General features: G+C 53.2%; 11 protein-coding genes. All 11 read right to left on the reverse strand.

Going from position 1 to position 13,818, the window contains the following annotated elements:
• Window positions 1-52: 52 nt before the first annotated feature.
• Window positions 53-277 (reverse strand): DUF3343 domain-containing protein, encoded by a 225-nt coding sequence (locus M0P74_03135; GenBank protein ID MCK9362584.1) that lies wholly within the window; start codon window positions 275-277, stop codon window positions 53-55.
• Window positions 277-903: a sulfurtransferase-like selenium metabolism protein YedF gene (gene yedF / locus M0P74_03140; GenBank protein ID MCK9362585.1), complete on the reverse strand. Its 627-nt coding sequence runs from the start codon at window positions 901-903 to the stop codon at window positions 277-279. The genes M0P74_03135 and yedF overlap by 1 nt, the downstream gene beginning before the upstream one ends.
• 249 nt (window positions 904-1,152) lie before the next feature.
• Window positions 1,153-1,902: an acyl-CoA dehydratase activase gene (locus M0P74_03145; GenBank protein MCK9362586.1), complete on the reverse strand. Its 750-nt coding sequence runs from the start codon at window positions 1,900-1,902 to the stop codon at window positions 1,153-1,155.
• Window positions 1,899-3,179 (reverse strand): 2-hydroxyacyl-CoA dehydratase family protein, encoded by a 1,281-nt coding sequence (locus tag M0P74_03150; GenBank protein ID MCK9362587.1) that lies wholly within the window; start codon window positions 3,177-3,179, stop codon window positions 1,899-1,901. Before M0P74_03150 ends, M0P74_03145 begins: the two co-directional genes overlap by 4 nt.
• A 525-nt stretch (window positions 3,180-3,704) precedes the next feature.
• On the reverse strand, window positions 3,705-4,412 hold the full coding sequence (locus M0P74_03155) for a hypothetical protein (GenBank protein MCK9362588.1): 708 nt from the start codon (window positions 4,410-4,412) through the stop codon (window positions 3,705-3,707).
• Between the two features lie 559 nt (window positions 4,413-4,971).
• Window positions 4,972-6,375, reverse strand: coding sequence for an MFS transporter (locus tag M0P74_03160; GenBank protein ID MCK9362589.1), 1,404 nt, complete (start codon window positions 6,373-6,375; stop codon window positions 4,972-4,974).
• 287 nt (window positions 6,376-6,662) lie between these two features.
• Window positions 6,663-6,842: a hypothetical protein gene (locus M0P74_03165; GenBank protein ID MCK9362590.1), complete on the reverse strand. Its 180-nt coding sequence runs from the start codon at window positions 6,840-6,842 to the stop codon at window positions 6,663-6,665.
• Window positions 6,843-6,871: 29 nt separating this feature from the next.
• A complete protein-coding gene (locus tag M0P74_03170; protein MCK9362591.1) occupies window positions 6,872-9,601 on the reverse strand; it encodes a UPF0182 family protein in 2,730 nt (909 codons plus the stop codon).
• The gene (locus M0P74_03175) at window positions 9,598-11,325 is read right to left on the reverse strand and encodes a radical SAM protein (protein ID MCK9362592.1); all 1,728 of its coding nucleotides are present in this window, start codon (window positions 11,323-11,325) and stop codon (window positions 9,598-9,600) included. The genes M0P74_03170 and M0P74_03175 overlap by 4 nt, the downstream gene beginning before the upstream one ends.
• A 69-nt stretch (window positions 11,326-11,394) precedes the next feature.
• Window positions 11,395-12,540, reverse strand: coding sequence for a cell division protein FtsZ (gene ftsZ / locus M0P74_03180; GenBank protein ID MCK9362593.1), 1,146 nt, complete (start codon window positions 12,538-12,540; stop codon window positions 11,395-11,397).
• A gap of 15 nt (window positions 12,541-12,555) precedes the next feature.
• The gene (gene ftsA / locus M0P74_03185) at window positions 12,556-13,782 is read right to left on the reverse strand and encodes a cell division protein FtsA (GenBank protein ID MCK9362594.1); all 1,227 of its coding nucleotides are present in this window, start codon (window positions 13,780-13,782) and stop codon (window positions 12,556-12,558) included.
• Window positions 13,783-13,818: the final 36 nt, after the last annotated feature.

A 13,818-nucleotide genomic window follows, 5' to 3' on the forward strand; every position in this document is an offset into this window, starting at 1 on the left:
AACATTAAGCTCCGCTTTCATCGTTCGTTGTGCCCGCCCCGGGCATGGGGGTTTATAGAAGTACCGTTCTTTCCCAGGTCACCAAATTCTTCAATGTCTCTGCCACAAGTCCCTGCTGCTCCACGAAAACACGGAGGCAGACGCCGCAGTCAGAACTGATCTGGCGAGGAACGGGGATCAGTTTATGGACGATCCCCTGTTCCTTGAGAATCTTTTCCGCCTTCAGCGTATGGTTAACCGAAGGAAATAGAAATACGGCGTACGGCGGCGCTTCCATCACGGGCGCACCAGCCGGGCGGCGCCCGCCATCGTTTCGAGGATATCGTACATATTGGAAATACGTCCCGCCGCGATCTGCTCGCCCAGCCCGAAATAGCTCACGCAGGTTCCGCAGACGAGGATGTCCACGCCGGCCTGCGCCAATTGCTGCAAGTCATCGAGGACAGTCGAATCCTTCACGGCGAGTTTAACCCCGGCGTTGTAGCAGATGATCGTTGCCGGCAGCGGGTTGAGTTGCAGAAGGGTGTGGAGGAAGCCCCGGATCAGGACGTCTCCCAGGAAGTCGTCACCCCGCCCCATGCGATTGTCGGAAAGGACCACCACGAGGGGGCCAGCTTCCTTTTTCGGCAAAACTGCGCAGGTCAGCTCTGCGGCGAGAGCGGCGTCGTCCACGGGGGGAGGGGCCGCAGCGCCAGTCCTCACCAGTTCTATCTCCCGAACCCCTCCCTCCTTTTTAGTCACAGAGAAGCTGCAGGCCGTTTTGGTGGCCAGGCGGCTGATGTTCTCCACGGCGATGTCATCGTCCACCAGAACGGTCACTTCGGCGTTTTCCTCAAGCGCCTTTTTTGCCAAAATCACTGGCTGCGGACAGGCAAGCCCGCGGGCGTCAATGGTTTTCTTCATATCTTCTCTTCCAACCTCCTTTTGGGTTTGTATGAAAATCCCCCCATCCCCCCTTTACCAAAGGGGGGTAAGGGGGGATTTTCATGCTTAGTTGAGCCGCTTAGGGCATGGGGGTTTATACAGTACGGAACAATCACAATTTCTTTTTTCTTTCCACTGATTTTTGCTTCGACTGACCGGCGGGTCAGTGAATAACGGTTGTAAAATATCAAAAGGAACGAAGAGACCCTCCTCCAATGGGGTGTGAATCTATATATTTGCTGATGCGCTCAACGCGGCCCCGATAGCTCCCACAATCTGAGGGTCGGGTGGCACAAAAACGGGTCTGCCCATTTCGTTTTCGAGAATAATTCTCATGCAATCGTTCAGCGCAACGCCGCCGGCAAAAAATATTTCTCCCGGCGGCGCAATCCGTTTCAGGAGACCCGCCGAACGGCTGACGATAGCCTTGTGAATGCCCAGCGCCACCTCGTCGCGCATCGCGCCCTGTGAAGTCAGAGACACAACCTCGGATTCGGCAAAGACAGTGCACATGCTGTTGATCTTCACGGTTTTACCGGCTGAAAGAGCCGCCTTTGAGAATTCATCCAGTGTGAAACCGAGCGCAGTTGCCATGACCTCAAGGAAACGGCCTGTCCCGGCAGCGCACTTGTCGTTCATTTCGAATTTATTCATCTGGCCTTTGTCATCCAGAGAAATGGCCTTCGTGTCCTGTCCTCCGATGTCAAGGATTGACCTGCAGCCGCCCGAAAAAAAGCGGGCGCCCAAGGCGAAGGCAGTGATCTCGGTGATCACCGGACAGTTAAGGTGTCCTCCGATCAGATGGCGGCCGTATCCGGTGGCGGCGATGACATCGAAGGCAACGCCGTTCATAAGTTCCTGCGCCGTTTCCAGCGGGTTGTGCGACGTGACCGACTTACGGGAAAAGACAAGCTTGCCGTTTTCCAGCACGGCAAGCTTGATGGTTCGCGAGCCTATGTCAATTCCGGCGCATTTCATTTTTTCTTCAACCGCTCGACAAAGGCCTCAAGCCTTGTCTTTAGCTGTCCCGTGTCTTCCTGACTGTAATCCGTTTCCAGGCGCAGGGTCGGCACGCCCGATGTTTCCAGCTCTTTTTCCACAGGTCCGCTTTCCATGATGTAAGGCTGGCAGAATTGCAGGCTATAATGAATAACGCCATGCGACCCGAGTTTTTTCGTCATTTCCTTCATGTACTCGACCCGCGACGGGTTCGGCGTAAAAACAGCGCAGTCGATATTGAAATATCGTTCGGTGATTGAATCAAGGATATCTTCCACAGTGTTCCCCGTGGGCTCCGTCAGCCAGCGCACGCCGCGTTCGCCCACGCAGGATTCCTCGCCCACAATGACCGCGTTGCTTGCTTCAATCAGCATGGGCAGTTTCCAGTTGGGAACGGCCATGGGGCATCCGGAAACCAGCAGACGTGCTGTGCCCTTCGCGAAAACGCCGGCGCCTTTTTTTACGCGGTCTTCCAGTTCGTCGCAGAGTTTATTCACCGAGTCGGTAAAGCGGATAGGGTCATCATAGAAAAACACCTGATTCACGAGCAAAGCGTCCAGACCGGATATCGGCGCCGGGTCGGCGGCGCGAATCGCGGCCAGTCTTTTCACGGCATTTCGTTTTGCATTAACGACTTCAATCCCCTTTTTCAGCGATTCAACGGTTATCTTTTTACCGCTTACCTCTTCAAGTTTTTCGATGAACTTGCGGTATTCTTCCTTCAGCAAAGCCTTGCCCATAGCGGTTTTCATCTGGGGCATGTCCATGATGTACAGGTCTTTGACCAGCGGAGCCAGAAGCTCATACGACTTTTTCTTGCCGTCGCAGGTAGTTTCTCCTACAATGACGTCGCTTGATTCCAGATAGGGACATACCTTCCCAAGCTTGAAGCCGAAAGCAGATTTGATGAGTGAGCATGTATTTCGGGGCAACAGCGTTTCGGCGCCCTCAAAATTGAATTCCGCCCCGGTGCATAATCCGACCGAAACTCCATCCACCGCAAGAATCAACTCTTCGGGAACGAAAACGCAGAACGAACCTATTACTTTCCGGCCCTGCGCCTTCGCGTCCATAAGCTCCTTGATGCGCAGGCCATGCACTTCGCTCATGACGAAATCAAAGTACTTCATTCCCTCCGGGCGGTTCTTTTGCGAAAGAAAAATATTTGCATATGCCTCTCCAAGAACGGAAAGTAGCGCGTCATGACCCTTAAGATCAAGACCGAGTTCCGACCACATTTTTGTGTAATCCGACATGTTATGCCTCCTGATAGTGTTTGAATAGTTGCTTATAATTATTTATGTTCTGGCCATGGACAGCCGCCCTTTATTTGTTTTTTCTTTTTCATGAGAATGCCGTCCGCCCGGGATGGAAGGGAACAAGGTGAGAGGGGTCGCTCCCCATGTGGACAATCCAGCAGGGCAGAAGATAGACCGGCGCCTGAAGGGAAATATCCCTGATTTTTTGGGAAGGGTTCGATTTTTTTGAAGACAGGTTGACCAATGTTGCCTCCTGAATTAGTCATGCCGCGGTCTCCGCGGGTATGACCCTCAGGGGGACAAGCGGTCAGGGGGGAGAGACGGCAGAGCAGCGTTTTTCGGAGGACCGCCCGGGTCCTCTTTCAGCGCCTCATATTAATGGGTTGAATAATTTCAATAAATAAATCACGGATATCGCTCCAAATATTTACAAACTTCTACAATATTTCATGAGAGAAATAAGGGATGCAGGGCAATTTGTCAACTTTTTTGTTGCACAAGCAGCCGAACTGTCTGGAAAGGCTACTGTTTCAGCGCTTCCCTTATTTGTCTGGTCGTCTCCGGGCCTTCGAATATCTTCTCCATCGCCTCGGCAAGAACGCCGTTGATTTGATCCTCCAGCTTTCCCTCCGAGAAAACAACGTGTTCCAGCGAGGAATTGCTTTCCGAACTGACGCGGTAGAAGATTTTTTTCTTTTGAACGTCCGCAAAAACAAGGCTGATCCGCGCCTTCGCGGAGTATTTTTTTATCGGTATGTTGTCCAGACAGGTGACGTCCAGTTCGTCGATGGCGCCGCCGATGAGGATGGTTCCCCAGCCCGGCAGAATAGTTTTTTCACTCTGATCCCAGGCGGTCTTTTCCGGAGAGACATTGAACCCGGATTGCGTAAGCAGCTTGCGCAGGGCCTCGGCCACCGCGTCCGGCGCTTTGACGTATCTCGGCAGAACCGGGATGGAGGAGGCGCCGGAGCGAATTACCCGGCCGAGCAGCAGTGTGTCATCAATCTTTCTGCGATCAATGAAGTTTGCAACGGTAACGCTGAATTTCCGACCATCCGTCACGGCAGGGACAAGCTGCTTGGTTGGCTGATAGCGCAGATCAACATTGTATATTTTCGGCGCACAGCCGGCGAGCAACGTCATCCCGAGAAGGATGGCGAACAAAATAAAACTGCTTTTCCGGTTTTTATTGCCGGCAGCAGAAGCGGGGACATTATTATTGAGCATCATTCGTAACCTCCAGTTGCTTAAATTCATTCACTATCGGGATATCTTGTTCCTCTGTTTTTATGCGGGATAGAAAAAGGCTCCCATGACACATTCAACAATTTAAAAGGGGGGCGATACTGCCGATAATGGCAAGCCCGTATGTCCACGATTTCGGCAATCCGGCATGCCAGCGCGCCCATTAACGATACCTTCTTTGAAGGATTTACGGAAAGCGCGTTTCCGTTACGTCCAGGTATCCGATAAAAAAGGATTCCTCTATGGAAGTTAGACGTCGTGAAACGAGTCCGCCGTGGGCTATCCCGATGGGCCTTCCGCAAAACCCCATGTCTGTAGCAAGCAGCGAACTCGTTATAGGTAAAACGGGATTGGTTGTCAATACAAACTGTTCTTCTAATGAGCATGGAGCATAGACATGCCTCACACTTAAAAATTCATGAAGACGCTTTTATTGTAGCTTTCAGCCCAATAATCAATAATCATAATCGCCAATCGAAATTCGTCCGTGATGAGGCGGCGAGCACAATTGTCGTGCTGATCATTCGATTTCTTTTGGGGTGCCTCATTTCGCTATGAATTCAGGAGGCAAGTATTGATCCACCCCCTTTCTTCCAGATGGCATGAGATAAGCCAGCGGAATGGCGAGTAATAACCCGAGGCCAAAGCCGATGAAGACTGTCCGGAAACCCCGTGCGGGGGTGGAACTCAAATGGAGGATGATGGTAATCAGCGAGATTCCGCACACCCCCCCGACGGATCGGAACATCCCCCGCAGCCCGGTTATTGTGGCCACCTTTTCAGGCATCAGTTCGATGCAGGCGTTGTTAGCGCCGGGCAGGAGAATTCCCAAACCAACTCCGGTCACCAGGATCAGGATGAGGAGGCTTTTGGTCGCCCCCAGATGGATGCCGAGGAGACTGAACAGCAGGAAACTCTGGTCGGCCAGGAGGAGCGTCGCCAAAGCGAGCAGGATCACGCCCAAGACGATGGGTCGCCTATAACCCCAGCGTTTGAGCAAGAAGCTGGCCATAGCCGAGGTGGAAATCATTCCGATCGAGCGGGGCGTGAGGATCATGCCGCTCGCCAGAACGGTCAATTTCTGCACCGAGATGGCGTAGAGGGGGATGAACGCAAAGACTCCGAACACCCCGGCGCCGATGATCATGTTGAACAGGTTGGCCGCTAAAAAAGGTCTCGATTTCAACAAGGCCATGTCAAGGATCGGGTTGGAGGCCTTCTTTTCCTGCCGGAAAAACAGATAGAGGGAAAAAACGCTGGCGCCTGCCCAGAGGGCTGCCCAAAAAAGAGAAAAAAGGGAGAAGTCCTCTGCAAAGTGGTTCAAACCCAACATCAGAAAGAGGATTGCACCAAAGAAAAATGCCGCTCCTGCTAAATCGATGTGGGGTTTGGCGGAAACCTTCCCATCGTGAAGCAGAATCGTGATTAGACTGATCAGCACAATGCCGATGGGCAGGTTGATGTAAAAGATGTGCCGCCAGGAATATTGGCTGATGATCCAGCCTCCCAGATTCGGGCCGATGATGCCGCCGATAGGAAAGATGCTTGTGAACAAGCCGATGGCGCGTTCCCGGTTCTCGGGAAATTGATCGCTCACGATGCCCGCGGCTGTCGGGAGGAAACTCGCCCCCCCGATGCCCTGAAGGAACCTGAAGATTAGCAGGCTGTAGATGTTGGGCGCGAAACCGCAGGCAAGGGAGCTGACCGTAAAAAGAACAAGGGATGCCAGATAGACTTTTTTACGCCCATAGGCATCGCTCAGGATTCCCATCAGAGGCATAGAGCTCATCACCGCGAGGAGGTAGATCGAAACCGTCCAGCCCGCCCAGAGGACGTTGGTGTGCAGGTCCCGGATCAAGTGGGGGAAGGCCACCGCAACTGCTGTGCTGTCGATGGAGTACATCAGAAGACCCAGCCCTGCCGAGCCGAAAATGAAGTAACGTTTCATCGTAAAACCGCTTGCTCAAAATAAAGAAAAAAGCGCCAATTTGTTTTGGCGCACGAAGAACAGAGCCGCCCAGATCTTCGCAAATATTTGAGCTCATCCGCATCCCCCTTGTCAAGGCCAAAAGAACAGACCAAAAGATGGTGATCGCCATTTACTTGCAATTGAAATGATGTAGGCCTGTCAACATCACTCTATGCTTGATTGCCGGAAGTTGTCCTTGTTCCCGCTCACCTGAAAAATCATCATCCCGAAATTGCACGTTTCAACCCGAAAGCAACGCCCCAAGGCTATTTTTTCCGGTAAACGTTCAACCCGACCTTAGCCTCTTCATGCCCGTCAACAGAGATATTTCCCTCTGTAGAGGCAATAATGACGGTTTTTCCTGACGATGACGGGCCAAAGTCTTTCGACAGATCAACTTTAATGGTAAGGACGTTGCCTTCAACCTTCATCTCTACGTTCTTCATGGGTCACTCCTTTTTTTAATATGATGTCGCTATTTTTTCTCCAGGTTCCTGAGAAGTTCGCCGGTTTTTTTCAGCTCCTCGCCGAATGCCCCCCAATTTCCCTGACGGAGCAATTCCTGCGCCTTCAGGAAATGGCCGAGCGCTTCAGCGGCGAGCTGCCGGTACGTCCTGTCGCTTGATGCCCCCGGTTTAGTTGTTTCCGGGGATGCTTTTTTGTCCTTTGCCGCTCCTCCCCCGAAGATCTTCCGCAGGGCGGCATCGAGCGTCTCCTCCATGGCGATGTTGTTGCCGTTGGCGACGATTACCCGTTTGAGTTCCGGAAGCTGGCCGTTTTCGGCGGAGAGGTAGAGAGATTCAACATATAGTATTGATTTTTCGATAGGAATAGCCAGCAGGCTGCCCCTGATGACGTTTGACCCCCGCTGATGCCAGAGGGAAAGCTGCTGCGAGATTACCGCGTCCTGATCAATTCGGGCCTCGATCTGGCTGGGGCCGTAAACGAGCTTCTGCTTCGGGAATTTATAGACGATTACCTTCCCGTAGTTGGGTTCATCGCAGCGGGCGGCCATCCAGGCGGACATATTGTCTTTCAGACTGGGGGTAAAGGGCGACAGGAGGACAAACTCTTCTTTGGCGGCATCCGGGAGTTTCATGATTGTGTAGTAGGGATCCATGGCTTTGCTGTTCCCAGAGGTCTGTTTGCCGGGGATGGACCAAAGGTCTTCCTTGTTGTAGAATACCCGCGGGTCCTGCATGTGGTAGGCGCGGTACATGCGGGCCTGGATCGACATCATCCCCGCCGGATAGCGGATATGACTCCGCAGTTCCGCCGGCAGCTCGCTCAGCGGCTTGAAGACGCCCGGGAAAATCCGGCTGTATGTTTTGAGGATCGGATCGGCCGGGTCGCTGATATAGAGATTGATTGTCCCATCATAAGCGTCCACGACGGCCTTCAGAGAATTGCGGATATAGTTTCCGATAGCCGGGATCGGTTCCGAATAGGGAAAACGGTCGGTGGTCGTGTAGCCGTCAATAAACCACAATAGACGCCCCTCCGGCGAGATTACGAGATACGGGTCATCGTCAAAGCGGGCAAAAGGCGCAATCATCGCGGCCCTCTCCAGGACGTTGCGATGGTACAGGACGCGGCTTGCGGAGGTTATGTCGTCTGATAAAAGCATGGTGGCAGAGCCGAAACGGATTGCAAACAGGACCTTTTTGAAAAAGGAGAGGGGAACTCCCCCCTTGCCTTCGTAACGGTTGTAAACATTTTTATCGCCTACCGGATAGTCGAATTCAGGCGCCTTCGCCTTGACAAAAACGAAGTCGTTGGAGTTTTCTCCGAAATAAATCTCCGGGCGGGTGATGCGGATGGAGGCGGTTGCGACGGGCGGGATGTCTTTGATGAAAAAATCCGGGAGTCCCTCGGGGGAGATGCTGTTCACCGGGCCCATAACCGCCCCGTAGCCATGGGTGTAGGTCAGATGTTCGTTTACCCAGGTGCGGGAGGGGAGAGCCTTGTAGGAGATTTCCCGGGGGGACAGCATAACCTGCCGGTATTCGCCGTTGATAGTGTACCGGTCGTTGTCAACGCCGGTAAATTTGTAATAGGTTCTCATTTCCTGAAGCTGACTGTAGGTTTGCAAGAGTGGCCCATGATTCCAGAGCCGGATGTTCTTGATGGTGAGGTTGTTGTTGATGATGTCCTGCGCCGTCAGGCTGTCCTCCGTGGAAAATTCCTTTTCTTCTATGTTGTCAAGGCCGTAGGCGAAACGGGTAAACCGGATGTTTTTTTCAAGATACGGGGTTTCGGCCGCAACCTCGTTCGGAATGACCTGGAATTTCTGCACCAGCGAGGGGTATATCCCCCGTCCCAGAAAGGAGACGGCGACTAAAAGAACAACTGCGGCTGCCGGAATCCGCCAGTCCGGGCGAAAGGCGTAGATGAGCATCGCCAGACCGGCGAGCGCGTAGAGAATCATCATCAGCTTGAGAATCCACACCTGTGTGGTTACGTCTGTGTAGCCGGGGCCGAAGACTACCCCCCGTTTGGCGAAGAGAAGTTCATTCAGGTCAAGCCAGGCGCCGAATATTCCCCAGAAAAAAAAGACGGCGACAAGCAGCGAAAGATGGGTGCGGGCCGCTGGGGATATGCGCCAGATGCGCGGCGGAATGAAGAGGAACGATTTGCGCAGCAGGTAGAGGAAGCCGGTCGCAGCGATTGTCAGGATGAGAATGAAACTCAACCAGCCCTTTATGTAAAGCAGCAGGGGAAGTTGAAAGACATAGAAGCTTATGTCTTTTTCGAAAAGTGGGTCGGAAAGGCCGAAGGGGGAGGCATTCAGAAAGAGCAGCAGGTTTTCCGATTGGGCGGCGCCGTTGAGTGCGGCAAAAATGGCCAGCAGCAGGGCGCCGGACAAAAGCAGCGCCTTCAGAGCGCCAGCTTCAATATCCCGGAAGGGGAGGGGAAAGCCGCCGGCGGGATCGGCAAAAAGGGGTTTTTCCGAGAGGCGCAGCGCGACTCTGAAATTTATATAAACGATGAGGAAGAAAATGATCCCGAAGATTGCCCCGGCCTTGAGCTTTGCCAGTATGGTTACGCTGAATACCGTCTGATAGCCGACTTCCTGAAACCAGAGCCAATCGGTTACAAGCGAGATAATCTTTGTCAACAGCAGGAATAAGACCATGGCGGCGACAACCACAGCGATCCCTATCTTCTGCCCGGATTGCTGACTGGAGGTGCTAATTGGAGTCATTTTCTGTTCTCCTTTTCTGTGTTTTCGGCAGATAGCGGATGGCTGAGCGCCGATTTATTGTACTCCCTGATTAGAGAGGACTTGGGAATATCCTGTTCGATGAAATCCCACGGCAGTATTTCATCGGTTTTTTTTCTCCGGTACACATAGAAATCGGCGTCAATATTGGTTTCGTGAAAGGCTTGCGCCCAGTTGCCGTCCAGCTTATGGGCGGCAAGCAGAAGTTTTCCGACCTCGCGGCCGCCGAGCGCCAGCAAGGCCTGGATATAATTCCATTTCGGCAATTTGTGGGTGACCCGCACCGATTTTTCGTCGCGCAGGCCCTGTTCGAGGCGGCGGATACGCTTCCGGACAATGGCGATATTCACGAGCGGATGCCACTGAAAAGGGGTAGCCGCCTTGGGGATAAACTGATTCACGCTCAGCGTGATCAAGCGAAACCCTTTCTTCCCTGGCGACGAGGCATGGGCGCGGCGCTGCATTTTTTTTACCAGATCAATGATCGCCTCGATATCCTGATCCGTTTCCGTGGGCAGGCCAACCATGAAGTAAAGCTTGATTTTCTCTATATCATATTCCATCAGGATATCAACCGCGGAAAGGATGTCGTCTTCATTTATCCCCTTGTTGATTGCTGTGCGCAGGCTTTGGGAACCGGCCTCCGGTCCGAAGGTGGCGGTTTCTACCCCTGTTTCCTTCAGAATGGCAGCCGTTTCCTGGCTGAGGCGGTCCATGCGGAGCGAGCCTATGGCCACCTTCCCGCCGGCATCGAGAACAAAGCGGCAAAGATGGACAAGGTCCGGATGGTCGGAGACAGCCGTTCCCAAAAGGCCGATCGTTTTTTTCTTTTTCAGCGCCCTTTCAAAAGAGGGCCGGAGCGCCTCGAAACTGCGGAAACGCACCGGGCGGCAGACAAAGCCTGCGGCGCAGAAACGGCATCCCCTGCCGCATCCCCGGCTGACCTCGATGAGGTACATGTTGCCCAGCTCCGTGTTTTTAGTGATAATTTCCTGCTCCGTTGTAAATGCGTCAATATTCAGGGAACGCATGCGCACTATCTTTTGGGGAAACTCGACGTTGACGGATTTCCGGGAAATGATTTGTCCGGTTTCTCCTCTTGCGACTTGGTAGAATCGGGGCACATAAGCGCCGGCGATCCGCTTCTGGATTTCGGAAAGCAGCTCTTCCCGTTCCAGCTTTCCGCGCAGAGAGACGATAAGATCAAGAAAAGGGGGAATAATAACTTCTCCCTCGCCAACGAGAAACAGATCAAAAAAGTCGGCAAGAGGCTCGGGATTTAGCGCAACGGCAATGCCTCCTCCCAGGATTAGAGGATATATTTCATTCCTGTTTTCGGTTGCAAGGGGGATTCCTCCCATCTCCAAAATCTGCAGAATATGGGGATAGTCGTTTTCGAAGGAGAGGGAAAAGGCAACGATGTCGAACTCTGTAAGCTGCCTCTGGGATTCGACGCTGAGCAGGGAAAAGCCCTCTGCCGTTTCCGACAAGTCGTCAGGTTCAGGATAAAACGCCCGTTCGCACAGGCAGGCCGGGTGGTTGTTAATCAGTCGGTAAACAGCCTGAAAGCCAAGGTTGGACATGCCGATGCGATAGCGGTTCGGATAGACGAGGCAGACATTCAGGGTCTTTCCCCAAAGTTTTTGCGTGCAGCCCTCTTCCGCGGCCAGGAAGTCAAGGATTCGTTTTTTTTGTTTCCAGGACATCCTGCGCCTCACAACCTTCTTTGACTTTCAAATATTCGACTAATCCCTCACAACGGAAGTCTCACGTCTCTAATCAGCCTGGCGTCTGAGGAAGGTGGGGATTTCCAGATCATCCACGCCGTCGGATTCGTTTTTTTCTTCTTTGTCGAACAACATGTCTGCCGACTTTTCATCCCTTATGAATGTAGGAATCGAGATATTGCTGCCGCGTCGCAAGCCGGGAAACTGGGTAACATTCCCTTTGGCCCTGGACTCGCTCGTTTCAAAGCCGGTGGCGATTACCGTTATCCGGATTGTATCGCCCATATTTTCGTCAATGACTGTGCCGAAGATGATGTTTGCGTCCTCATGCGCCTCCTGCTGAATCATCGAAGATGCCTCGTTGATTTCAACGAGGGTCATTCCCGGGCCCCCGGTTATGTTCAAAAGGATGCCGCGCGCCCCCTGGATCGTGTTGTCTTCGAGGAGTGGGGAAGAGATAGCCCGCTGGGCCGCCTCAACCGCCCGGTTGGCGCCTTCCGCTGCTCCAGTTCCCATTAGGGCAATGCCCATCTGAGACATGATTTTCTTTACGTCGGCAAAGTCGAGATTGATCAGTCCGGGAACCATGATCAGATCGGAGATCCCTTTTACGGCGTGGTAGAGGATGTCATCCGCCTTGCGGAAGGCGTCTATGAAAGAGAGATCAGTCCCTCCCACGCTCAGCAGTCGCTGATTGGGGACGATGATCAGGGAATCCACTGTCTTGCGAAGGTCGGAGATTCCGGTTGCCGCCTGATCGTTCCGTTTTTTCCCTTCAAACTGGAACGGTTTTGTCACCACCGCCACGGTCAGGGCGCCAAGCTGTTTGGCGATCTCAGCGACTATTGGCGCTCCGCCGGTGCCGGTGCCGCCGCCCAAGCCCGTGGCGATAAAGATCATATCGGATCCTTCCAGGTTTTTTCTAAGCTGTTCGGTTGATTCAACTGCTGCCTGTCGGCCGATTTCCGGATCGGAGCCGGCGCCCAGCCCCCTGGTGAGTTCCGCGCCAAGCTGTATCTTTATGGGGGAGTATGACGCCGTAAGCGCCTGGGCGTCGGTATTGGCAGTTATAAAGTCAACCCCCTGCAGGTTATCCGCAATCATAGTATTGACCGCGTTTCCCCCGGCGCCGCCTATCCCGATAACCCTGATTTTGGCAGTTTTTATAAAATCCTTCTCCGCTAATTGAAACATAATTTCCTCCCCCCGCTAAAAGAAATCAAGAATCCACTGTCGCAACCGCCGGTAAAGACGGTTCATATAATTTCCTTCCATCCGTATAATGTTCTGCTTGGCTATATTGCGGCCGGCGTACAGGACCAAACCCACTCCGGTTGCGTATTGCGGAGAGTTGACGATATCGGTCAGCCCGCCAATTCCCAGCGGCAGCCCCCTGCGGACCGGCATATTGAAGATCTGTTCGGCCAGTTCGGGGATGCCTTCGAGAATGGATCCTCCGCCTGTAAGGACAATGCCGGCGGCGAGGATGTCTTCGCATCCGGAGCGGCTGATCTCTTTTTGCGCCATTACCAGGATCTCATCCATTCGCGGCTCTATTATCCGGCCGAGGATTTGCCGGGAAACATTCCTGGGTTCCCGGCCTCCCACGCTGGGCACCTCGATCATCTCGTCTTTGGCGATCAGCGGCATGTAGGCGCATCCGTATTCTATTTTTATCTTCTCGGCTTCAGCGATCGGGGTTCTGAGTCCTGTGGATATATCACTGGTAACGTACTGGCCGCCGACGGGCAGCACTGCGGTGTGTTTGATGCTTCCCTCCGAGAAAACGGCGATATCGGTCGTGCCGCCGCCGATGTCGATCAGGGCTACGCCGAGCGCCTTTTCATCATTGCTGAGCACCGCCTCGCTCGCGGCAAGCTGTTCCAATACCAGTTCTTTTACCTCCAGTCCAACCCTGTTTATCGATTTTATGACATTTTGAATAGAGGTTACGGCGCCGGTTACTATGTGCGCCTTTGCCTCGAGACGGACGCCGGCCATTCCCACCGGATCGATAATTCCATCCTGTTCATCAACAAGATAGTATTGGGGAATGGTGTGGAGGATCTGCCGGTCAAGAGGGATTGCAATGGCCCTCGCCGCTTCGATGGCCCGTTCCACATCTTCATTGCGCACCTCCCGGCCCTTGACAGGGACAATGCCAAGGCTGTTATGTCCATGAATATGCGCCCCGGCGATCCCCACGTAAACCGAACTGATTTCGCAGCCGGCGGAGCGCTCGGCCTCTTCAACCGCCCCTTTTATAGATTCCACAGTGCTTTCGATATTGACGACGACGCCCTTGCGAAGACCTTCCGAAGGATGCGTGCCGACGCCCATGATTTCTATTCCCGTTTCGCGCAATTCGGCAACAACCACGCATGTTTTTGTTGTTCCGATATCAAGCCCGACGATAACGTTTTCCTTTTTACCCATGTATATTAATGCTCCAGTCTTGGTGATTCTTTAATC

This window comes from Syntrophales bacterium, assembly GCA_023229765.1.
Lineage (GTDB): Bacteria > Desulfobacterota > Syntrophia > Syntrophales > UBA5619 > DYTH01.

Bases quoted from the DNA above. Each gene is read 5' to 3' on its own strand.
- ftsA (MCK9362594.1), bottom strand. From the start codon at position 13,782: ATGGGTAAAAAGGAAAACGTTATCGTCGGGCTTGATATCGGAACAACA.
- M0P74_03150 (MCK9362587.1), bottom strand. From the start codon at position 3,179: ATGTCGGATTACACAAAAATGTGGTCGGAACTCGGTCTTGATCTTAAG.
- ftsZ (MCK9362593.1), bottom strand. From the start codon at position 12,540: ATGTTTCAATTAGCGGAGAAGGATTTTATAAAAACTGCCAAAATCAGG.
- yedF (MCK9362585.1), bottom strand. From the start codon at position 903: ATGAAGAAAACCATTGACGCCCGCGGGCTTGCCTGTCCGCAGCCAGTG.
- M0P74_03135 (MCK9362584.1), bottom strand. From the start codon at position 277: ATGGAAGCGCCGCCGTACGCCGTATTTCTATTTCCTTCGGTTAACCAT.
- M0P74_03165 (MCK9362590.1), bottom strand. From the start codon at position 6,842: ATGAAGAACGTAGAGATGAAGGTTGAAGGCAACGTCCTTACCATTAAA.
- M0P74_03160 (MCK9362589.1), bottom strand. From the start codon at position 6,375: ATGAAACGTTACTTCATTTTCGGCTCGGCAGGGCTGGGTCTTCTGATG.
- M0P74_03170 (MCK9362591.1), bottom strand. From the start codon at position 9,601: ATGACTCCAATTAGCACCTCCAGTCAGCAATCCGGGCAGAAGATAGGG.
- M0P74_03155 (MCK9362588.1), bottom strand. From the start codon at position 4,412: ATGATGCTCAATAATAATGTCCCCGCTTCTGCTGCCGGCAATAAAAAC.
- M0P74_03175 (MCK9362592.1), bottom strand. From the start codon at position 11,325: ATGTCCTGGAAACAAAAAAAACGAATCCTTGACTTCCTGGCCGCGGAA.
- M0P74_03145 (MCK9362586.1), bottom strand. From the start codon at position 1,902: ATGAAATGCGCCGGAATTGACATAGGCTCGCGAACCATCAAGCTTGCC.